Genomic DNA, 19,223 nt, shown 5'->3' on the forward strand with positions numbered 1-19,223 from the left:
GGGCGGCGGGCGGCGGGCGGCGCCAGTGCTCTACACCACTGGTACCCTGCGTGGCCTCTTGTCGCTGGTGTCGCCGGTGGATAGCTTCCCGGCATGCCTTCCCGCCGATCTCTCCTCGCCGGCGGCACCGCCGCCGCGTTCACCGCTCCCCTCGCGCTCCCGGGCACGGCCGGTGCGCACGGCCGCGGGCACCACCACCGCCGGGTGACGCCCGGCGCGGACGTCGCCGCCGCGGACGGCTGGTCGCTGCTGCGCGGCCGCCGGGTCGGCGTGATCAGCAATCCCACCGGCGTGCTGCGGGACACCACACACATCGTGGACTCCCTGGCGGCCCGCGACGAGCTGGACATCGTCGGCGTGTTCGGACCGGAGCACGGCTTCCGCGGCAGCGCCCAGGCCGGCGAGTCGGAACCGCAGTTCGAGGACCCGCGGACCGGCCTGACCGTCTACGACGCGTACGGGGCGGACGCCGCGAAGATGCGGGAGCTGTTCACCACCGCCGGCGCGGACACCGTCGTCTTCGACATCCAGGACGTCGGGGTGCGCTTCTACACCTACATCTGGACCATGTACCACGCGATGGTGGCGGCCCGGGACCTCGGGGCGCGGTTCGTGGTCCTCGACCGGCCGAACCCGATCGGCCGGTGGGCCGACGGCCCGCTGATGACCGAGGAGTACACCTCCGGCGTCGGCCTGAAGCCGATCATCCAGCAGCACGGGATGACGGTGGGCGAGCTCGCCCGCTACTTCGACGGCGAACTCCTGCCCGCGGAGGGCGACGGCGGCCGGGTGGACCTGGAGGTGGTGCGGGTGCGCGGCTGGGAGCCGTACTCGACGGCCGCCGGGAGCGCCCTGCCCTGGGTCCCGCCGTCGCCCAACATGCCGACCCCGGACACCGCGGCGGTCTACGCGGGCACCGGCTACTTCGAGGGGACCAACCTCTCCGAGGGCCGCGGCACCACCCGGCCGTTCGAGTTCGTCGGCGCGCCCTATCTCGACTACCGCTTCAGCGACCGGCTGAACGCCCGGGACCTGCCCGGGGTGCGCTTCCGCGAGGGCTACTTCGTGCCCACGTTCAGCAAGCACCGGGGGGACACCTGCGGCGGGGTGCAGGTCTTCGTCACCGACCCGGAACGGTTCCGCCCGATCCCGACCGCCGTGGCGATGCTGGTGGAGGCGCGCCGTCACCCGGACTTCGCCTGGCGTGCGGACTCCTGGGACCCGGAGCGCCCGTACTGGATCGACAAGCTCTCCGGCTCGCCGCGGCTGCGCCACATGATCGACGAGGGTGCCGCGCCGGAGGAGGTCACGGACGCGTGGCGGGGCGAGGTCCGGGACTTCGAGCGGGCCCGGCGGCGCTACCTGCTGTACCGCTGACGGTTCCTGACGCCCGGCCGGGGAGCCAAGGCCCTTCCCCACCGGCACAGCCCACCGGCCCTTCCCACCGGCACGGCCTCGCGCCGGGTGCGTGCCGGGCCCGGCGGGCGGATGAGTACCCGTACTCATGACGGCCCGCCGGGCGCCGGTGAGGATGGGCCCATGACGACACCGATCCAGCGGCCGGTGACCACGGCCTTCTATGTGCAGGCCGCGCTCTCCTTCGGGCTGGCGCTGGGCAGCGTGGCCATCGGCATCGCCTGGCTGCCGATGGACGCCTGGCAGCGCGGCTTCCTCGCGCTCGGCCTGGTCTTCCTGGTCAGCTCCACCTTCACGCTGGCCAAGTGCGTCCGGGACCGGCAGGAGAGCCAGGAGGTGACCCACCGGGTGGACCAGGCCCGCATCGACAAGATCATCTCGGAGCACGACCCCTTCGGGATGAAGAACCCCTGACGCGGGCTCAGAGCACCGCGGCGAAGGCCTCGTGGGCGCGCCCGCCGAAGACGACGAACCGGAGTTCGGCGAAGCGCTCCGGGCCGGCGTCCGCGGTCTCGCGCACGGTGTGCACAGCGATCCGGGCGCCGTCGTCGAGCGGCCAGCCGTAGACGCCCGTGGAGATCGCGGGGAAGGCGACGGTACGCGCCCCCAGTTCGGCGGCGACGCGCAGCGACTCGCGGTAGCAGGAGGCGAGCAGCTCCGAACGGTCCTCACTCTGCGCCCACACCGGCCCGACGGTGTGGATCACCCAGCGCGCGGGCAGGCGCCCGGCGGTCGTCGCGACCGCCTGCCCGGTGGGCAGGCCGCCCCCGTAACGGGAGGCGCGCAGCTCCCGGCAGGCGGCGAGAATGTCCGGGCCGCCCTTGCGGTGGATGGCCCCGTCCACGCCGCCCCCGCCGAGCAGGGAGGAGTTGGCGGCGTTGACCACGGCGTCGACGTGCTGCTCGGTGATGTCGCCCCGGACCAGCGTCAGCTCTGCCATGGACGCCATCCTGCCACGCGCGGCACGGCCGGCGCGTCCGCGCACCGGACGGGGCCGTGGGGACCCGGCGGCCCGGCGGTCGCGGTGAGGCGGTGCCCGGGCAGGGGTGGAGGGTGACCGGGGCAGCGCCGCTCCCCTGCCGCGGTACCGGTCCGCACCGGCAGGCGACCGGCCCGCTCCGCCGTCCCCTGCGTACGGCCTCCCGCGCCACCACGCCACGGCAGGCCGGGGGAACTTGTGGGCGGCGCCGGGCCGGGGTGATCATCAGGCCATGCCCCTGGACCACCTCATTCACACGTTCGAGCGACAGCGCGACGCCTGCGCCGAGCTGGGCTCCCCGCTGTACGCCGCGCTGCTGGACGGTGTGGCCGCCGATCTGCGCGCGGGCGGCGTGTGCGGCGCGGTGCTCGCCGGCCACGAGGAGGCACCGGGCGGCCACGCGGTCCCGCTGCGGCTGCTCGGCGGTGTGCACGCGCTGGTGCTCACCGGCCGCGCCCCGGAACTGGCGGCCTACTACCCCAGCGCCGGCGGTCTCTTCCGCCCCACGGAGGCCGGTGCGCTGTGGCGGGCGTTCCGCGACACCCTGGCGGCGCGGCGGGACGAGGTACGGGACTGGCTGTCCCGCCCGCCGCAGACCAACGAGGTGGGCCGGGCCGGTCTTCTGCTGGCCGGCCTGCTGTACGCGGCGGACCGCCACCCGGGACCGGTGCGGCTCTTCGAGCTCGGCGCGAGCGCCGGGCTGAACCTGCGCGCGGACCGCTTCCGGCTGACCGCGCCCGGCCTGGTCTGGGGCCCCGCGGACGCCCCCGTACGGCTGCCCGGGGCCTGGACCGCACCGGTGCCGGAGTGGCTGACCGGGGCCGCGCGGCGGCACCCGGAGCTGACGCTCGCCGAGCGGCGTGGCTGCGACCCGGACCCGGTCGATCCCTGCTCACCGGAGGGCGCGCTGGCGCTGCGCGCGTACGTGTGGCCGGACCAGCGGGCGCGCGCCGCCCGGCTGGAGGGAGCCCTGCGGCTCGCCGCCGAGGTGCCCGCGCGGGTCGAGCGGCGCGGTGCCGCGGACTTCCTCGCGGAGGTGCGCACCCGCCCGGGGACACTGACGGTGGTCTGGCACTCGGTCATGCGGCAGTACGTGCCCCGGCCGGAGTGGCGCCGGGTGGAGGAGGAGCTGGCGCGGCTGGCAGCGGAGAGCGGACCGGACGCGGGCTTCGCCCACCTGGCCTTCGAGCCGCAGCGCGAGGGGGCGCCGGACGGGCCGGCGGAGGAACACCGGTTCGCGCTCACGGCACGCCTGGGCACGGGACCGCTGGAGGAGCTGGCCGAGGCGCACCCGCACGGCCTCCCCGCCCGGGGGAACCCGCGCGGCACGCGCCCGCGGGTCTGAGGCGCGCGGGGTGCGGAGCAGTACGCTCCGGACATGACCGCGCGCTTCAAGGATCTCGCCCTGGACGCCGTGGACCACCAGGCGCTCGCGGACTGGTGGTGTGCCGCACTGGGCTACCGGCGCCGGGAACCGCCCACCGGCTGGAGCCCCCGGCCGGCCGACTGGGCGGTGCCGCTCTACGACCCGGAGGGCCTGGGGCCGCTGCTGTGGATCACCCCGCTGCGGGAGGCGCGGCCGGAGCGCGGCAACCGGCTGCGCGTCGACGTGTGGGGGCACGCCGAGGAGTTGGTCGAGCTGGGCGCCACGCTGGTGCGGCGGGGCGACCACGAGCGGGACTGGGACGTACTGGCCGACCCGGAGGGGAACGAGTTCTGCGTCTTCCCGCCGAAGCGGCGCCCCCTGGGCTGAACCGCCCCGCCGGGGCCCGGTGTGCTGTGGGGCGGCCCCGCACGGCGTGTGGAGGAGAACCGTGAGGGCCGCCCGTCCGCGGGGCGTCGCCCGCGGATTTCCAGAGTAAACCCCACAACGCCGGTGCGGAATTCCCGGGCAGCCATTCCTCTGACCCTCCCCGCTTTTCCTTCTTTCCGCTCTGCGGAATACCCCGGGAAGCCGGTACACCCACTCCGACCTGCGATCAGTCCGGTACGGAACGGCCACCGGAAAGGCCGGGGAAACCGTCCGGGAAACCCGCCCGGAAGCCCGCGGGAAGCCGGTGGGGACGGAATCCCGGGGTCCCGGGGAAACCGCTGTGCCGGCGGTGTGACGTACGTCCTGTTCCGCAGACACCGGTACCGGAATGATGACGCTTTCCCCCTCCCGGCGGTGCGGGGAGCCTCCACGACCGCCCGGGAGACGAGCAGGAAGGTGCGAGTCATGGGCGAGCATGTGCATGTGCGGCTGCGTGACGGTCTGGGCGTGAGCGAGGACGGCGAACTCGTCGAGCACTCCCGCTGCCGGTGCGGGGCGAGGTGGACGGAGCGGCACCCCGTGGCGGACGGCCGGCCGGAGGAGTGAGGGCACGCGGCCGGGCGCCGCGCCACGCGGGGCTCCCCGGCGGGCGCCCGCAGGCTCCAGGGCGTGGCGCTGAGGGGTCCACCTGATCACCCCGACGGCCCGGTCCCCACCGGCCTGCCCGGCCCGCGCGGCGACCGCGCGCAGGACCGGGAGGGTCAGCCGTCCCGGCCCGGCTCTCCGCCCGGCGCTCCGCAGCCTCCTCAGCCTCGGCGGCCGCGGCGGCCCGCTCCGCGCTCCCGCGGTGCCTGACGGGCCGGCCCGTCAGGCGGCGTCACCGCGCCGGCCGCCGCGCTCCTCCTCGTCGACGATCTCGGCGTCCACGACGTCGTCCTCGCCGCGGGCGGTCTCCTCGCCCGGGGTGTCCTCCGTGGCGGACTCCGCACCGGCCGGTCCGCCCGCGGCGCGGGCGTCCGCGTAGAGCGCCTGGCCCAGCTTCTGGCTGACCGTGGCGGTCTTCTCGGTGGCGGCCCGGATGGCGGAGGTGTCCTCCCCCTTCAGCGCCTCCTTCAGTTCGGCGACGGCGGCCTCCACCTCCTGCCGGACGTCGGCCGGGACCTTGCCCTCCTCGGTGTCCCGGAGGAACCGCTCGGTCTGGTGGGCGAGCTGCTCGCCCTGGTTCCGGGTCTCGGCGGCCTCCCGCCTGCGGCGGTCCTCCTCCGCGTGCTGCTCGGCGTCCCGCACCATACGGTCGATGTCGTCCCTGGGCAGCGCGGAGCCGCCGGTGACGGTCATCTTCTGCTCCCGGCCGGTCCCCTGGTCCCGGGCGGAGACGTGCATGATGCCGTTGGCGTCGATGTCGAAGGTGACCTCGATCTGCGGCACACCGCGCGGCGCCGGCGGCAGCCCGGTCAGCTCGAACATCCCGAGCTTCTTGTTGTACGCGGCCATCTCCCGCTCGCCCTGGTAGACCTGCACGGTCACGGAGGGCTGGTTGTCCTCGGCGGTGGTGAAGGTCTCCGACCGCCGGGTGGGGATGGTGGTGTTGCGCTCGATCAGCTTGGTCATGATGCCGCCCTTGGTCTCGATGCCGAGGGACAGCGGGGTGACGTCCAGCAGCAGGACGTCCTTGACCTCGCCCTTGAGCACGCCGGCCTGGAGGCTGGCGCCGATGGCGACGACCTCGTCCGGGTTGACGCCCTTGTGCGGCTCCTTGCCGGTCAGCTCCTTGACCAGGGCGGTCACCGCGGGCATCCGGGTGGAGCCACCGACGAGGATGACGTGGTCGACGTCGGAGACCTCGATCCCCGCGTCCCGGACGGCGTTGTGGAACGGTTCCTTGCACCGGTCCAGCAGGTCCTGCGTCAGCTCCTCGAACTGCGCCCGGGTGAGCCGCTCCTCCAGGTGCAGCGGGCCCTCGGCGGAGGCGGTGATGTAAGGCAGGTTGATCGTGGTCTCCGTGGTGGCCGAGAGCTCGATCTTCGCCTTCTCCGCGGCCTCCCGCAGTCGCTGGACCGCCATCTTGTCCTTCGCCAGGTCGATGCCGTATCCGTTCCTGAACCGCTGCGCCAGGTGGTCGACGATCCGCTGGTCCCAGTCGTCCCCGCCGAGCTTGGTGTCGCCGGAGGTGGACTTGACCTCCACCACGCCCTCGCCGATCTCCAGCAGCGACACGTCGAAGGTGCCGCCGCCCAGGTCGAAGACGAGCACGGTCTGGTCGTTCTCCTTGTCCAAGCCGTACGCCAGCGCGGCGGAGGTGGGCTCGTTGATGATCCGCAGCACCTGCAGTCCGGCGATCTCGCCCGCCTCCTTGGTGGCGGTGCGCTGCGCGTCGTTGAAGTACGCGGGCACCGTGATGACGGCGTCCGTCACCTCGTCCCCGAGATAGGCCCCCGCGTCCCGCTTGAGTTTCTGGAGCACCCGGGCGGAGATCTCCTGCGCCGTGTAGCGCTTCCCGTCGATGCTGCCGGAGTCGGGGAAGCGCCAGTCCGGGTCGCCCATGTGCCGCTTCACGGACCGCGCCGTGCGGTCGACGTTGGTCACCGCCTGGCGCTTGGCCACCTCGCCGACCAGCACCTCGCCGCCCTTGGCGAACGCGACCACCGAGGGGGTGGTGCGGGTGCCCTCCGCGTTGGGTATGACCGTGGGCTCCCCGCCCTCCAGGACGCAGACCACGGAGTTGGTCGTCCCCAGGTCGATACCGACTGAACGTGCCACCTCGACGCTCCTCTCCTCGCAGGCGGGGCGGCCGGACCGCCGCGGCCCCCGGCGGCGTCCGAGCGGTGGGTGAGCGCACCGCCGTTCCCGGGGCCGGCGGCGCCGCACGTCCCCGCACGGGCCGCGCGTCGCCGCCCACACCTCCACGGTGCTCCGTCGCGCGCCCGTGCGCGAGTCCTGCCGTACGGCCGGTGCGGCGCGGCCCGTGGCGGCACGGGCGCGGGACACGGGCCGGCGCGCCGGGCCTACCGGCCCGCGGCCTCCCGGACGGTGGTCCCCGGCGCTGCCGGTTCCGCCTCGTCGCGGCGTAGCAGCGCCGCGTAGCGGCCGTCGCGGGCCAGCAGCTCCTCGTGGGTGCCGCGCTCGGCGATGCGCCCGCCGTCCAGGACGACGATCTGGTCGGCGTCGCGCACGGTGGACAGCCGGTGCGCGATGACCAGGGTGGTGCGCCCGGCCGAGAGCGCGTCGACGGCCTGCTGGACGGCGCGTTCGGTGCGGGTGTCCAGCGCGCTGGTGGCCTCGTCCAGGAGGAGCACGGGCGGGTCGCGCAGCAGCGTACGGGCGAGCGCGAGGCGCTGCTTCTCCCCGCCGGAGAACCGGTAGCCGCGCTCCCCGACGAGGGTGTCGTAGCCGTCGGGGAGGGCGGCGATCTGCTCGTGGATCCGGGCGGCGGCGGCCGCCTCGTGGAGCTCCTCGTCGGTGGCCTCCGGCCGGGCGAAGCGCAGGTTCTCCGCGACGGAGGCGTGCAGCAGGTAGGTCTCCTGGGAGACGACGCCGACAGCGCGGGAGAGCGAGTCGAAGTCGAGGTCGCGCACGTCGACACCGTCCAGGGTGACGCGGCCCGCCGTGACGTCGTACAGCCGCGGCACCAGGTGGCCCAGGGTGCTCTTGCCGGAGCCGGTGGCGCCGACGACGGCGAGGGTGCTGCCGGCCGGCACGGTGAGGTCGATGCCCTCCAGGGTGGGGGTGCCGGCCGCCGGGTCGTAGGAGAAGGTGACGTTCTCGAAGCGCACCTCGCCCCGGGCCCGGGCCAGCCGTACGGGCGTGGCGGGCTCGGCGATGTCGACGGGCAGGTCGAGGTACTCGAAGATCCGCTGGAAGAGGGCGAGTGAGGTCTGCATCTCCACGCCGGTGGAGAGCAGCGACACGGCCGGGCGCAGCAGGCCCTGCTGGAGGGTGACGAAGGCGACCAGGGTGCCGAGCGAGAACGACGGGCCGCCGAAGTGCAGCAACAGGCCGGCGGACCAGTAGAGGAGCGCGGGCAGGGCGGCCATCACGATGCCGATGGTGGCCATCCGCCAGCGGCCGGCCATGTGGGAGCGGATCTCCAGCTCCGCCAGCCGGTCCGACTCCCCGGCGAAGTTCCGGGTCAGCGAGTCGGCCCGGCCCATGGTGCGGCCCAGCAGGATGCCGCTGACCGACAGCGACTCGGTGACCAGGGCGGACAGCGCGGCCATCTGCTTCTGGCGCTGGGTGGTGATGGTCTTGCGCTCCCGCCCGACACGGCGGCTGATCCAGACGAAGACCGGCAGCAGGAGCAGCGAGACGACGGTGAGTCGCCACTCCAGCGCGAGCATGGCGGCGATGGTGGCGACCACGCTCGTGAGGTTGGAGACCAGCGAGGTCGCGGTGGAGGTGACGGTGGCCTGCATGCCGCCGATGTCGTTGGCGATGCGGGACTGGACCTCGCCGGTGCGGGTCCGGGTGAAGAAGGCCAGCGGCATCCGCTGCAGCTTGGCGTAGACGCCGGTGCGCAGATCGTGCATGACCCGCTGGCCGACGGTGGTGCTGAGGAGGGTCTGGAGCACCCCGAAGACGCTGGTGGTGACGGCGGTGAGGATCATGCCCAGCGCGAGCAGCGAGAGCAGCCCGGTGCGCTGCTGCGGGATCGCGGTGTCCAGGATCTCCCGCAACAGGAAGGGCGACGCCACGGAGACCAGCGAGGAGGCGCACACCAGGAGTCCGACGACGGCGAGCCGGCCGCGGTAGGGCCGGAAGAGGCGGAGAATCCGCCGGACCTGGGCGGGTTCCCGGGGCGTCGCGGCGTCCCGGGGCGGCGGGCTCCACTGCGGCGTGTCGGGATGCAACGGGCTCCTCACGAAGGCGGCGGACGGGTCCGGGGCGAGCATACGTGCGGAGCGCGCAGGGCACGGGCGGCCGCCGGTGCCGGGGGTCAGCGGCGCAGCGCCGCCCGGTCCCCCATCACCACGACCGGGTGCCGGTCCGGGTCGAGGGTGCGGAGCAGGTGCTTCATGGCGGCCTCGGGCACGCTGACGCAGCCGGAGGTGCCGCTGCCGTGGTCCACGTGCAGCCAGATGAAGCCGCCCTTCTCCTGCCCCTCCGGGCGGGTGGGGTCGAGAGGGCTGGTGCCCGGCACCCGGTTGTAGTCGACCGCGATGACGTAGTCGAAGTCGTGCCGGGTCTTCTCCGGCCAGTGGGCGGGCGGGGTGAAGGCCGCGGAGTGGGTGTAGGGCAACTCGGTGCCGGGGTCGGGAAGCACCCCGCCGGCGTCGGAGAGCGTGAACACCCCGACCGGGCTGCGCTTGCCACCCTCGTGGTGGTCCGGGGTCCAGCCGCGCTTGCCGTTGTGTCCGCTCCAGGAGCGGTCGCGGGTCCACGGGCGGTCCGCGGCCGGGCGGGTCCACAGCTCCACCCGGGCGTCGGCCGAGCCGGCGCCCGCGCCGTGGACGGCGACGACCTGGCGGGCGCGGTCCGGTATCCGGGCACGGGTCCGGTCGCCGAGCCCGGGGATACGGGCGGCCCGGGCGTCACCGTCACCCTCGCCCGACGGTGACGCGGCGGCCTCGCCGTCCGTAGGCGGCGAGCCCTCCCCGGCGCTCCGGCCGCTGCCGCACCCGGCGAGCAGGCCGAGCGCCGCGACTGCCGCCAGCAGGGCCCGTACCGTCGTCGTCCCGCTGTGCCTGGCGCCGCGCGCTCCGGATGGCTGCATGCGCCCCATCGTCCCACCCCGGCCGCGGTGTCGGCGCGCCGCGCCCGCTGCCGCAGACCCCGCCCTACCGCCGCGTGCAGCGCAGAGACCCCGGGCCGCGTGTCCGTACGAGCCGGCGCTCCGGTGCCCTCAGACGAGGCCCAGGGCGGCGAGGCCGCCCGCGCCGCCGAGCACCATGAAGAGCGGCATCAGCACCTTCACCTCGACCCAGGCCCCGGCCCGGAACCGCATGAAACGGGGGGTGCCGAGCGGGTACCAGCGCTTGCCGCCTATCGGTATCGGCCACAGGATCGGGCAGCCCGAGATGGTCAGGGCGTCGCCGATGTTGTGTACCAGGGCGCCCAGCACGACGGGGACGCCGAGCCACAGGTACTCCCGGCCGTCCCCGCCGAAGAGCCAGCCGGCGCCGTTGCCCGGCTCGGCCAGCACCCCGGCCAGGATCCAGGCGGAGGCGGCGCCGAGCAGCCAGACCAGCACGTCGCTGGAGACCCGGGCCGCCCGCCAGAGCAGTCCCTCCACGGCGAGCACCGCGTGGACGAAGAGGATGACCAGCACGGCCCAGCGGCCGCCGGTGGCGGCCGCCGCGGAGAAGCCGGCACCGATCAGCAACGCCCACACCCAGGTGTGGGTGAGCGTGCGGTGGCCCCCGGTGCGGCGGCGCTCGCCCTTGCCACGGGTGGCGTTGTAGACGGCCTCGGAGAGCTTGTCGATCACTCCGCAGAGGGCGCGGGAGAGTGGGCCGAAGGCCCGGGAGATGGTGGCCGACCGCTGGTCGAGATCGGGGGCCAGGGCGGCGCCGGCGCAGATCACCGCGCCGACGACCAGCACCGGCCACGGCATCGGGTGATCGAGTGCGGCTGCGGCGGCGCCGGCGCCGAGCCAGGCCGCCGCCCCGGAGAGTGAGTGCGCCGGTCCCATCATGCGAATCCCCCCACCGGAGTCGTGTGTTCGGCCCGCCCGCGCCGCGTACGGGCGCTGTGCCGGGCGTCACAGCGTAGCGGCCGGTGATCTTCGTGCGGACACCGGTTCCCGGATCGGGGGCGAGGGCGTGCAAGATGGAGGACGTGACAGCCACCCTCATCGACCGGATCCCGTCCGAAGCCGACCCAGACGCCCTCTTCGACGCCTTCTCGGGCTGGGCGGAGGACCGGGGCATCGCCCTCTATCCGGCCCAGGAGGAGGCCCTGATCGACGTGGTGTCGGGGGCGAACGTCGTCCTGTCGACACCGACCGGCTCCGGGAAGAGCCTGGTCGCGGCGGGGGCGCACTTCGCCGCGCTCGCCCGCGACGAGGTCACCTTCTACACCGCGCCGATCAAGGCCCTGGTCTCGGAGAAGTTCTTCGACCTCTGCAAGCTGTTCGGCACCGAGAACGTCGGCATGCTGACCGGCGACGCCTCCGTGAACGCCGACGCGCCGGTCATCTGCTGCACCGCCGAGGTGCTGGCCTCGATCGCGCTGCGGGACGGCCGGGACGCGGACATCGGCCAGGTGGTCATGGACGAGTTCCACTTCTACGCCGAGCCGGACCGGGGGTGGGCCTGGCAGATCCCGCTGCTGGAGCTGCCGCAGGCGCAGTTCGTGCTGATGTCGGCCACGCTCGGCGACATGACGCGGTTCGAGGAGGACCTGACCCGCAGGACGGGCCGGGAGACGTCCGTGGTGCGCTCGGCGACCCGTCCGGTGCCGCTCTCCTACGAGTACCGCCGGACGACGCTGACGGAGACCCTGACCGATCTGCTGGCGTCCCGTCAGGCGCCCGTCTACATCGTGCACTTCACCCAGGCGCAGGCCGTGGAGCGGGCCCAGGCGCTGACCAGCATCAACATGTGCACCCGCGCGGAGAAGGAGCAGATCGCCCAGCTGATCGGGAACTTCCGCTTCACCACCCGTTTCGGCCGCAACCTCTCGCGTTACGTGCGGCACGGGATCGGCGTCCACCACGCGGGCATGCTGCCCAAGTACCGGCGGCTGGTGGAGCGGCTGGCGCAGGCCGGGCTGCTGAAGGTGATCTGCGGCACCGACACCCTCGGCGTCGGCGTCAACGTGCCCATCCGCACCGTGCTCTTCACCGCGCTCACCAAGTACGACGGCACCCGGGTGCGGACCCTGCGGGCGCGGGAGTTCCACCAGATCGCCGGGCGGGCGGGCCGGGCCGGCTTCGACACCGCGGGCCTGGTGGTGGCGCAGGCGCCGGAGCACGTGGTGGAGAACGAGAAGGCGCTGGCCAAGGCCGGGGACGACCCGAAGAAGCGCCGCAAGGTGGTGCGGAAGAAGGCCCCCGAGGGCTTCGTCAACTGGAGCGAGCAGACCTTCGAGAAGCTGATCGCCTCCGACCCGGAGCCCCTCACCTCCCGCTTCCGGGTGACGCACGCGATGCTGTTGTCCGTCATCGCCCGTCCCGGGGACTCCTTCTCCGCGATGCGGAAGCTGCTGGAGGACAACCACGAGGACCGCCGGTCGCAGCTCCGGCACATCCGGCGGGCCATCGCCATCTACCGGTCGCTGCTGGACGGCGGGATCGTGGAGCGGCTCCCGGCCCCGGACGCCGAGGGCCGCACCATCCGGCTGACCGTCGATCTCCAGCAGGACTTCGCCCTGAACCAGCCGCTGTCCACCTTCGCGCTCGCCGCCTTCGAGCTGCTGGACCCGGAGTCGCCCTCGTACGCCCTGGACATGGTGTCCGTCGTCGAGGCCACGCTGGACGACCCCCGGCAGATCCTCGCCGCCCAGACCAACAAGGCCAAGGGCGAGGCCGTCGCCCGGATGAAGGCGGACGGGGTGGAGTACGAGGAGCGGATGGAGCGGCTGATGGACATCAGTCACCCGAAGCCGCTGGAGGAGCTGCTCTTCCACGCGTACGGGCTCTACCGCAAGTCGCATCCGTGGGTCGGCGACCACCCGCTCTCCCCGAAGTCCGTGGTGCGCGACATGTACGAGCGGGCCATGACGTTCAGCGAGTTCGTCTCGCACTACGAGCTGGCCCGTACCGAGGGCATCGTGCTGCGCTATCTCGCCTCCGCGTACAAGTCGCTGGAGCACACCGTGCCGGACGACCTGAAGTCCGAGGACTTCCAGGACATCGTGGCCTGGCTCGGCGAGATGGTGCGGCAGGTGGACTCCAGCCTGCTCGACGAGTGGGAACAGCTCGCCAATCCGGAGGACGAGACCGCCGAGGAGGCTCAGGAGCGGGCGGACCAGGTCAAGCCGGTCACGGCCAACCCGCGGGCGTTCCGGGTCCTGGTGCGCAATGCGCTCTTCCGCCGGGTGGAGCTCGCGGCGCTGGACCGGGTGGAGGAACTCGGCGAGCTGGACGGCGATGCGGGCTGGGACGCGGAGGCCTGGGCGGCCGCGATGGACGCCTACTGGGACGAGTACGACGACCTGGGCACCGGCCCGGACGCCCGCGGGCCACGGCTGCTGCAGATCGAGGAGGTGCCCGAGGATCACCTGTGGCGTGTCCGGCAGACCTTCGACGACCCGGCGGGCGACCACGACTGGGGCATCTCCGCGGAGGTCGACCTCACCGCGTCCGACGAGGAGGGCCGCGCCGTCGTCCAGGTGACCTCCGTCGGGCAGCTGTGAACCCCGGCGGCGGGGCGGCGCCCGCGGTGCGCCGCCCCGTGGCCCGCGCGGTGCGGGCGGCGGACGGGCGGCACTTGTCTCAGTGGTCGCTGCGCGCGCCGACGCCCAGATGCTCCCCGACACGATTGACCAGCAGCGTCATCTCGTAGGCCACCAGCCCGACGTCCGCCTCCGCGCCCGCCAGCACGCTCAGGCAGCTGCCCTCCCCGGCGGCGGTCACGAAGAGCAGCCCCTCGTCGAACTCGATCATCGTCTGGCGCACCCGGCCCGCGCCGAAGTGGGCGCCCGTCCCCCGGGCCAGGCTGTACAGCCCGGCGGAGACGGCGGCGAGGTGCTCGCCGTCGCGCTGGTCGAGCGCCCGGTCGTGGGCGGTCACCAGCCCGTCGCTGGAGAGCACCACCGCGTGCCGGACGTGCGAGACGCGCTGCGTGAGGTCGTCCAGCAGCCAGTCGAGCCCCGCGTTCCATGCCACCCCGTGTCCCCCTTCTCTCGGCATCGCCGTGCCACCCTTACCCACGAGGACACACCCGGCAACCTCGACGGAGCACACATGCGCGAACACGTACGGGATACGGACGGGACGGAGACCGGGCGATGACGAACGGGACGGACGCGGGACCGGCCGGTGACATGCGGGCGTTCTTCGCCGCCCGGGCGGACGGGTGGGACACGCGCTTCCCCGACGACGGCCCGGCCTACGCCGCCGCCGTCCGCGCGCTGCGGCTGGGGCCCGGGGACACGGTGCTGGACGCGGGCTGCGGCACGGGGCGCGCCCTGCCCGCGCTGCGGGCGGCCGTGGGGCCGGCCGGCACCGTGCTGGGCGTCGACCTGACCCCGGAGATGCCGGCGGCGGCGGAGCGGGCGGGACGGCGGGACGCCGGGGCACTGGCGGTCGCCGACGCCGCCCGGCTGCCGCTGCGGGACGGCTGCCTGGACGCGGTGTTCGCGGCCGGGCTGGTCTCGCACCTGCCGGACCCGGGCGGCGCACTCGCCGAGCTGGCGCGGGTGGTGCGTCCCGGCGGTGCACTGGCGCTGTTCCATCCGGTCGGCCGGGCCGCGCTGGCCGCCCGCAAGGGGCGCGCCCTCACCCCCGGCGATCTCCGCGCCGAGCCGAACCTGCGGCCGCTGCTGGCCGTCCACGGCTGGCGGCTGCACGCGTACACGGACGAGGACCACCGCTTCCTCGCCCTTGCCGAACGCCGTGGCCCGGCCGGTGACCTGCTGTGACGTACGCGGCACCGGCCGCCGGACATCTGTCGCGGCGGCGCCGGCGGCGTTAGGGTGCCCCGGACCGCCGAGGAAAGGGGAGGCGCGTGGCCGCTGCACCGCATGACGGGGACGACGCGCTCTACGTGCTGACCGCCGTGCTGCTCACACCCGCGCAGTTCCCGAGCGTCCTCGGGGACGACTACCCGGAGGCCTGCGCGGCGCTCGGCCTGGAGCCGTACGCCGAGGGCTACGGCCTGGTGCTCGGCCAGGACGGCGACGGAGCGCGGTGGACCGTGGCCACCGACGACGTGACCCTGGTGGCCTGCGCGGTCGCCGCCTGGGACTGCGGCATGGAGTACGACCTCTCCCCCGACGAGCGCAGCGTGGCGGCGGTGCTGCCCGGCTGGCCGCTGGCGGTGGCCGTCTCCGCGCCCGGCGTGCCCGCACCGCACGACCCCGGCCCGCTGCCGGAGGCCGGCCCGGAGTGGCGGGTGCTCACGCCGCCCGACACCGGGAGCTGGGGGCCGGCCCAGCGGCGGATGGGGGCGGACGAGATCGCCCTCCAGTGGGGGGCCTGGCGCGAGCAGATCGACGACGCTGCCGTCTTCACGGAGGACGCCGCGGGTGGGGACGGCGGCGCGGACGCGGCCGCGCCCGCCGGCGGGGAGCCGGCCGGGGAGGCGGCCGGGGAGGCGGGCGAGAGCAGTGTGCGCCGGGTGCTGCGACAGGTCCGCGCCTATCTCGACGACCCGCCGCCGCCCGGGCGGGTGCGCTCCTCCTTCGCCTCCGGCGACGCACGGACGCTCCGCGCGGACGGCCCCGGCTGGAGCCTGGTCGCCCGCACGGACGACATCGCCTTCCTGCTCGTGGACGACGAGCCGGGCGAGGTGCTGCCGGTCGGCCGCGGCCCCGAGCTGCCGGGCCTGCTCCGGGCCCTGGACGGCATAGCGGTGCGCCCGGCGGCCTGAAACCGGCCGGGCTGCCGGGGCGCGCCGCCCGCGGCCGGACGGCTCCTAGCGGCCCAGCTCCTTGCGGGTGATGCCGCGCAGCCGGCGGCGCTGCGCGGGGTCGAGGGCCAGATAGGCGACGGCGGGCACGCCCACCATCACCAGCAGGGCGATCCAGAACGACGTCAGCCACCACAGGAGCAGGCCCACGGCCACACCCCCGACGGCGACCTTGCCTCGGTTGGTCATCTTCTTGCCTCCTCCGCGGCAGCGGCGGCCGCTCACTCCGGTGAACGCGTCCGGGGCCCGGACAGTTCCGCCCCGTCCCGGAGGACCCGGTCGTCCCGGGCCCGGCGGGCCGGTGACGGGCCCGGGTCGTCCCGGGCCCGGCGCCGGAGCGTACCCGGGTCCGTACGCACCGCGGCCGGGACCGCTCCGCCGGGGGGTGGACGGACGGAGCGGGTCCCGGCCGGCGGCCGTGCGGCCCGTCGTCAGGCGAGACTCTCCATCTGGGGGTAGTAGCCCTGGGACTGGCCCTCCGCGGTCGGGTGGTACGACTCGATGACCGGCCAGGTGGTGCTGTGCAGCCACCGGTCGCCGGAGCAGATCTCGTGCCCGGTGAAGTCGTCCCGGACGTCGCCGTAGGCGAAGCCGTGGTCCGCGGCACGCTTGCTGGTGACCAGGTGCAGGTCGTCGGCGGCGGCGTTGATGGCCGCGCGGGACCGCTCGCTGATGCCGAACCAGCACGAGCCGTTCAGCTCGTACATCCGCGGGTAGCCCAGCACCACGACCCGGGCCGAGGGGGCGCGGGCGGAGATGGCGTCGTACACGGCGTCCAGCTTTCCGGGGAGCGTGCCGGCGATGTACGCGCGGGCCTCCTCCACCGCCGCGAGGCAGGCGCTCTCTCCCTGGAGCACGCAGGTCGTCATGGTGTCGGCGAAGCCCGCGTCGTTCCCGCCGATGCTGATGCTGACGAGGTCCGTGCCGCTGGTCAGCGGGCCGAGCTGGCCGGCGAGGACGTCGTCGGTGCGGGCCCCGGAGCAGGCCGTGAAGTCGAAGGACGTGGGGGAGTTGGCGGCGGCCCACAGCTCCGGGTAGGCCCGGGTGCTGCGGTAGCAGTCGCCGCTGGCCGAGTCGTAGCTGCCGGCGCCCACGCCGGAGGAGTAGGAGTCGCCGAGCGCCACGTAGTGCGAGGTCTCCTCCGCGGAGGCGACGCCGGAGGCGAGGGTGGTCAGTCCGAGGGCGAGGGCTGCGGTTGCGGCCGCCGCCCGCCATCTGCGCAGATTCAAGGGAACCTCTCATGGTGGGGTGACATGGAGGACATGTGCTGGCTACTCAGTGGTAGCAGCGGGAACCACCCTCTGAGAAGGTTCATGACAAAAATTCCTCCCCACGCGTGCTCTCGAACCTCCGTTCTTCTCCTTTCTTCTGACTGGCCGTCAGTCGGCGACCCGGCGCGCCGTCCGCGCGCCGTGCACCCACCGGGGCGACCCCGCACCGGGTCCCGTTGACACCCGCCCGGCGAGGGCGTGGGCTGGCCGGACGGACGTCACCCGCCGAGCCGAGGAGACCGATGACCGCCCCGCCCTACTACGAGGACGTCGCCCCGGGCCACGGCACGCTCGCACCGCGGGCCTGGTACGCGGACTCCGACGCCCGGCGGCTGAGCCTGAACGGCACCTGGGCGTTCCGCCTGGCCCCGCGGCCCCCGGACGGCGACGAGGAGTTCACCCGCCCGGACTTCGACCCGTCCGCCGCCCCCGGCTGGACCACGCTCACCGTCCCCGGGCACTGGGTGCTCCAGGGGCACGGCGCGCCGGCCTACACCAACACCCGCTACCCCTTCCCCGTGGACCCGCCGCGGGTCCCGGACGAGAACCCGACCGGCGACCACCGGCGGGTGTTCGACCTGCCTGCGGACTGGCCCGCCGAGGGCGGCGCCGTGCTCCGCTTCGAGGGCGTCGACTCCTGCGCCCGGGTCTGGCTGAACGGCCGCCCGCTGGGGGACTTCCAGGGCAGCCGGCTGCCGCACGAGTTCGGCGCCGGGCCGCTGCTGCGGCCCCGCGGCAACGTGCTGGCCGTACGGGTGCACCAGTGGTCCGCGGGCAGCTACCTGGAGGACCAGGACATGTGGTGGCTGCCCGGCGTCTTCCGGGACGTGACCCTGCTGCACCGGCCCCCCGGCGCGGTCCGGGACTTCTCCGTGCACGCCGGCTACGACCACCGGGACGGGCAGGGGACGCTCCGTGTGGACAGCGAGCCGGCGGGACGGATCACGGTGCCGGAACTGGGGGTGGACGCGGCGACGGGCGAGACCCTGCGGCTGCCGGTGGAGCCGTGGACCGCGGAGACCCCGCGGCTGTACGCGGCCCGGCTGCGGACCCCCGGCGAGACCGTCTCCTTCCGGATCGGCTTCCGCACGGTCGCCGTGGTGGACGGCGTGCTGCGGGCCAACGGCCGGCGGCTGCTCTTCCGCGGGGTCAACCGGCACGAGTTCCACCCGGACACCGGGCGCACGCTGGACCTCGCGACCATGCGCCGGGACGTGGAGCTGATGAAGCAGCACAACGTCAACGCCGTCCGCACCAGCCACTACCCGCCGCACCCCGCCTTCCTCGACCTCTGCGACGAGCTGGGCCTGTGGGTGGTGGACGAGTGCGACCTGGAGACCCACGGCTTCTCCGCGCTGGGCTGGCGGGACAACCCGGTGGACGACGACCGCTGGACCCCCGCGCTGCTGGACCGCGCCCGCCGCATGGTCGAGCGGGACAAGAACCACCCGTCGGTCATCGCCTGGTCGCTGGGGAACGAGTGCGGCGCCGGCGCCGGGCTCTCCGCGATGGCCCGCTGGATCCGGGACCGCGACCCCTCCCGGGTGCTGCACTACGAGGGGGACCACGCCTACCCCGACTCCGCGCTGCACAGCCTGATGTATCCCCCGCACGCCGAGGTCGAGGAGCTCGGCCGGGCCGGCACCGGCGCCGGGAAGCCGGTGGTGCTCTGCGAGTACGCGCACGCCATGGGCAACGGGCCCGGCGGCCTCACCGAGTACCAGCGGCTGTTCGAGACGTACGAGCGCTGCCAGGGCGGTTTCGTCTGGGAGTGGATCGACCACGGGCTGCGGCACCGGGACGGCAGCGGACGGACGTCCTTCCGCTACGGCGGCGACTTCGGCGAGGAGGTGCACGACGGCAACTTCTGCTGCGACGGGCTGCTCTTCCCCGACCGCACCCCCTCCCCCGGGCTCACCGAGTTCAAGAAGGTCGTCGAGCCCGTGCGGCTGACCGACGGGAGCCCGCGGCCGGCCCGGGAGGGCGGCGGCGCGGGGCCGCAGCGGGTGCGGATCACCAACCTGCACACCTTCGCGGACCTCTCCGCGCTCTCCTTCACCTGGAGTTACGCGGTGGAGGGCGAGCCCGTCGCCGGCGGCACCCTGGACGTGCCGGCGGTGGAGCCGGGCGCCTCGGCCGCCGTGCCGCTGCCGCCCGTCCCCGCGGAGGCGGGACCCGGCGAGGCGTGGTGGACGGTACGGGCGGTGCTGGGCGCCGGCACCCCGTGGGCCCCCGCCGGGCACGAGGTGGCCTGGGCGCAGCTCCCCGGCGCGCCCGCGACCGCGGCGCGGCCG

Annotated in this window: 17 protein-coding genes; 9 read left to right on the forward strand and 8 right to left on the reverse strand. The window is 74.4% G+C overall.

Annotated elements, in window-relative coordinates; translation table 11 throughout:
• The first annotated feature begins 93 nt into the window (after positions 1 to 93).
• Positions 94 to 1,377 carry an exo-beta-N-acetylmuramidase NamZ domain-containing protein gene (locus HOY81_RS24690; protein ID WP_237322911.1) on the forward strand — a complete coding sequence of 428 codons (1,284 nt, stop codon included), beginning with the start codon at positions 94 to 96 and terminating at the stop codon, positions 1,375 to 1,377.
• A gap of 162 nt (positions 1,378 to 1,539) precedes the next feature.
• Positions 1,540 to 1,830 (forward strand): YiaA/YiaB family inner membrane protein, encoded by a 291-nt coding sequence (locus HOY81_RS24695; protein WP_237322912.1) that lies wholly within the window; start codon positions 1,540 to 1,542, stop codon positions 1,828 to 1,830.
• 7 nt (positions 1,831 to 1,837) lie between these two features.
• On the opposite strand, the gene HOY81_RS24700 is transcribed toward HOY81_RS24695, so the two are convergent.
• Positions 1,838 to 2,356, reverse strand: coding sequence for an O-acetyl-ADP-ribose deacetylase (locus HOY81_RS24700; RefSeq protein ID WP_237322913.1), 519 nt, complete (start codon positions 2,354 to 2,356; stop codon positions 1,838 to 1,840).
• A gap of 271 nt (positions 2,357 to 2,627) precedes the next feature.
• On the opposite strand from HOY81_RS24700, the gene HOY81_RS24705 reads away from it, so the two are divergent.
• The 3 genes from HOY81_RS24705 (at position 2,628) to HOY81_RS24715 (ending at position 4,754) form a co-directional block, all read left to right on the forward strand.
• A complete protein-coding gene (locus tag HOY81_RS24705) occupies positions 2,628 to 3,740 on the forward strand; it encodes a DUF2332 domain-containing protein (RefSeq protein WP_237322914.1) in 1,113 nt (370 codons plus the stop codon).
• 33 nt (positions 3,741 to 3,773) lie between these two features.
• On the forward strand, positions 3,774 to 4,148 hold the full coding sequence (locus tag HOY81_RS24710) for a VOC family protein (protein WP_237322915.1): 375 nt from the start codon (positions 3,774 to 3,776) through the stop codon (positions 4,146 to 4,148).
• A gap of 465 nt (positions 4,149 to 4,613) precedes the next feature.
• Positions 4,614 to 4,754, forward strand: coding sequence for a hypothetical protein (locus HOY81_RS24715; RefSeq protein WP_237322916.1), 141 nt, complete (start codon positions 4,614 to 4,616; stop codon positions 4,752 to 4,754).
• A gap of 261 nt (positions 4,755 to 5,015) precedes the next feature.
• Here HOY81_RS24715 and dnaK read toward each other — a convergent pair whose 3' ends face one another.
• The 4 genes from dnaK to HOY81_RS24735 all read right to left on the reverse strand — a co-directional run bounded on the left by dnaK (position 5,016) and on the right by HOY81_RS24735 (position 10,779).
• On the reverse strand, positions 5,016 to 6,908 hold the full coding sequence (gene dnaK / locus HOY81_RS24720; protein WP_237322917.1) for a molecular chaperone DnaK: 1,893 nt from the start codon (positions 6,906 to 6,908) through the stop codon (positions 5,016 to 5,018).
• 245 nt (positions 6,909 to 7,153) lie between these two features.
• The gene (locus HOY81_RS24725) at positions 7,154 to 8,995 is read right to left on the reverse strand and encodes an ABC transporter ATP-binding protein (RefSeq protein WP_237322918.1); all 1,842 of its coding nucleotides are present in this window, start codon (positions 8,993 to 8,995) and stop codon (positions 7,154 to 7,156) included.
• Positions 8,996 to 9,081: 86 nt separating this feature from the next.
• A complete protein-coding gene (locus HOY81_RS24730; RefSeq protein ID WP_237322919.1) occupies positions 9,082 to 9,858 on the reverse strand; it encodes a L,D-transpeptidase family protein in 777 nt (258 codons plus the stop codon).
• 129 nt (positions 9,859 to 9,987) lie between these two features.
• Positions 9,988 to 10,779 carry a metal-dependent hydrolase gene (locus HOY81_RS24735; RefSeq protein ID WP_237322920.1) on the reverse strand — a complete coding sequence of 264 codons (792 nt, stop codon included), beginning with the start codon at positions 10,777 to 10,779 and terminating at the stop codon, positions 9,988 to 9,990.
• 134 nt (positions 10,780 to 10,913) lie between these two features.
• Between HOY81_RS24735 and HOY81_RS24740 the strand changes: the two genes are divergently transcribed.
• Positions 10,914 to 13,442 carry an RNA helicase gene (locus HOY81_RS24740; RefSeq protein WP_237322921.1) on the forward strand — a complete coding sequence of 843 codons (2,529 nt, stop codon included), beginning with the start codon at positions 10,914 to 10,916 and terminating at the stop codon, positions 13,440 to 13,442.
• Positions 13,443 to 13,521: 79 nt separating this feature from the next.
• On the opposite strand, the gene HOY81_RS24745 is transcribed toward HOY81_RS24740, so the two are convergent.
• Positions 13,522 to 13,914: a roadblock/LC7 domain-containing protein gene (locus HOY81_RS24745; RefSeq protein WP_237322922.1), complete on the reverse strand. Its 393-nt coding sequence runs from the start codon at positions 13,912 to 13,914 to the stop codon at positions 13,522 to 13,524.
• A 122-nt stretch (positions 13,915 to 14,036) separates the two neighbouring features.
• Between HOY81_RS24745 and HOY81_RS24750 the strand changes: the two genes are divergently transcribed.
• Both HOY81_RS24750 and HOY81_RS24755 read left to right on the forward strand, forming a co-directional pair.
• Positions 14,037 to 14,669, forward strand: a complete 633-nt coding sequence (locus HOY81_RS24750; protein WP_237322923.1) for a class I SAM-dependent methyltransferase — start codon at positions 14,037 to 14,039, stop codon at positions 14,667 to 14,669.
• A gap of 86 nt (positions 14,670 to 14,755) precedes the next feature.
• Positions 14,756 to 15,619 (forward strand): hypothetical protein, encoded by an 864-nt coding sequence (locus tag HOY81_RS24755; protein ID WP_237322924.1) that lies wholly within the window; start codon positions 14,756 to 14,758, stop codon positions 15,617 to 15,619.
• Between the two features lie 45 nt (positions 15,620 to 15,664).
• Here the strand turns inward: HOY81_RS24755 and HOY81_RS24760 are convergent, their stop codons facing one another.
• Positions 15,665 to 15,847 (reverse strand): hypothetical protein, encoded by a 183-nt coding sequence (locus HOY81_RS24760; protein ID WP_237322925.1) that lies wholly within the window; start codon positions 15,845 to 15,847, stop codon positions 15,665 to 15,667.
• A 242-nt stretch (positions 15,848 to 16,089) separates the two neighbouring features.
• Positions 16,090 to 16,887: an SGNH/GDSL hydrolase family protein gene (locus tag HOY81_RS24765; protein ID WP_272893265.1), complete on the reverse strand. Its 798-nt coding sequence runs from the start codon at positions 16,885 to 16,887 to the stop codon at positions 16,090 to 16,092.
• A 284-nt stretch (positions 16,888 to 17,171) separates the two neighbouring features.
• On the opposite strand from HOY81_RS24765, the gene HOY81_RS24770 reads away from it, so the two are divergent.
• A partial coding sequence (locus HOY81_RS24770) for a glycoside hydrolase family 2 TIM barrel-domain containing protein (protein ID WP_237322926.1) occupies positions 17,172 to 19,223 on the forward strand: 2,052 nt, incomplete at its 3' end.

The sequence above is a fragment of the Streptomyces sp. JJ36 genome (assembly GCF_021696945.1).
Classification (GTDB): Bacteria; Actinomycetota; Actinomycetes; order Streptomycetales; family Streptomycetaceae; genus Streptomyces.

Excerpts from the sequence above, each read along its gene's own strand:
- HOY81_RS24690 (WP_237322911.1), top strand. The coding sequence starts at position 94 with ATGCCTTCCCGCCGATCTCTCCTCGCCGGCGGCACCGCCGCCGCGTTC.
- HOY81_RS24695 (WP_237322912.1), top strand. The coding sequence starts at position 1,540 with ATGACGACACCGATCCAGCGGCCGGTGACCACGGCCTTCTATGTGCAG.
- HOY81_RS24700 (WP_237322913.1), bottom strand. The coding sequence starts at position 2,356 with ATGGCAGAGCTGACGCTGGTCCGGGGCGACATCACCGAGCAGCACGTC.
- HOY81_RS24705 (WP_237322914.1), top strand. The coding sequence starts at position 2,628 with ATGCCCCTGGACCACCTCATTCACACGTTCGAGCGACAGCGCGACGCC.
- HOY81_RS24710 (WP_237322915.1), top strand. The coding sequence starts at position 3,774 with ATGACCGCGCGCTTCAAGGATCTCGCCCTGGACGCCGTGGACCACCAG.
- HOY81_RS24715 (WP_237322916.1), top strand. The coding sequence starts at position 4,614 with ATGGGCGAGCATGTGCATGTGCGGCTGCGTGACGGTCTGGGCGTGAGC.
- HOY81_RS24730 (WP_237322919.1), bottom strand. The coding sequence starts at position 9,858 with ATGCAGCCATCCGGAGCGCGCGGCGCCAGGCACAGCGGGACGACGACG.
- HOY81_RS24735 (WP_237322920.1), bottom strand. The coding sequence starts at position 10,779 with ATGATGGGACCGGCGCACTCACTCTCCGGGGCGGCGGCCTGGCTCGGC.
- HOY81_RS24740 (WP_237322921.1), top strand. The coding sequence starts at position 10,914 with ATGGAGGACGTGACAGCCACCCTCATCGACCGGATCCCGTCCGAAGCC.
- HOY81_RS24750 (WP_237322923.1), top strand. The coding sequence starts at position 14,037 with ATGACGAACGGGACGGACGCGGGACCGGCCGGTGACATGCGGGCGTTC.
- HOY81_RS24760 (WP_237322925.1), bottom strand. The coding sequence starts at position 15,847 with ATGACCAACCGAGGCAAGGTCGCCGTCGGGGGTGTGGCCGTGGGCCTG.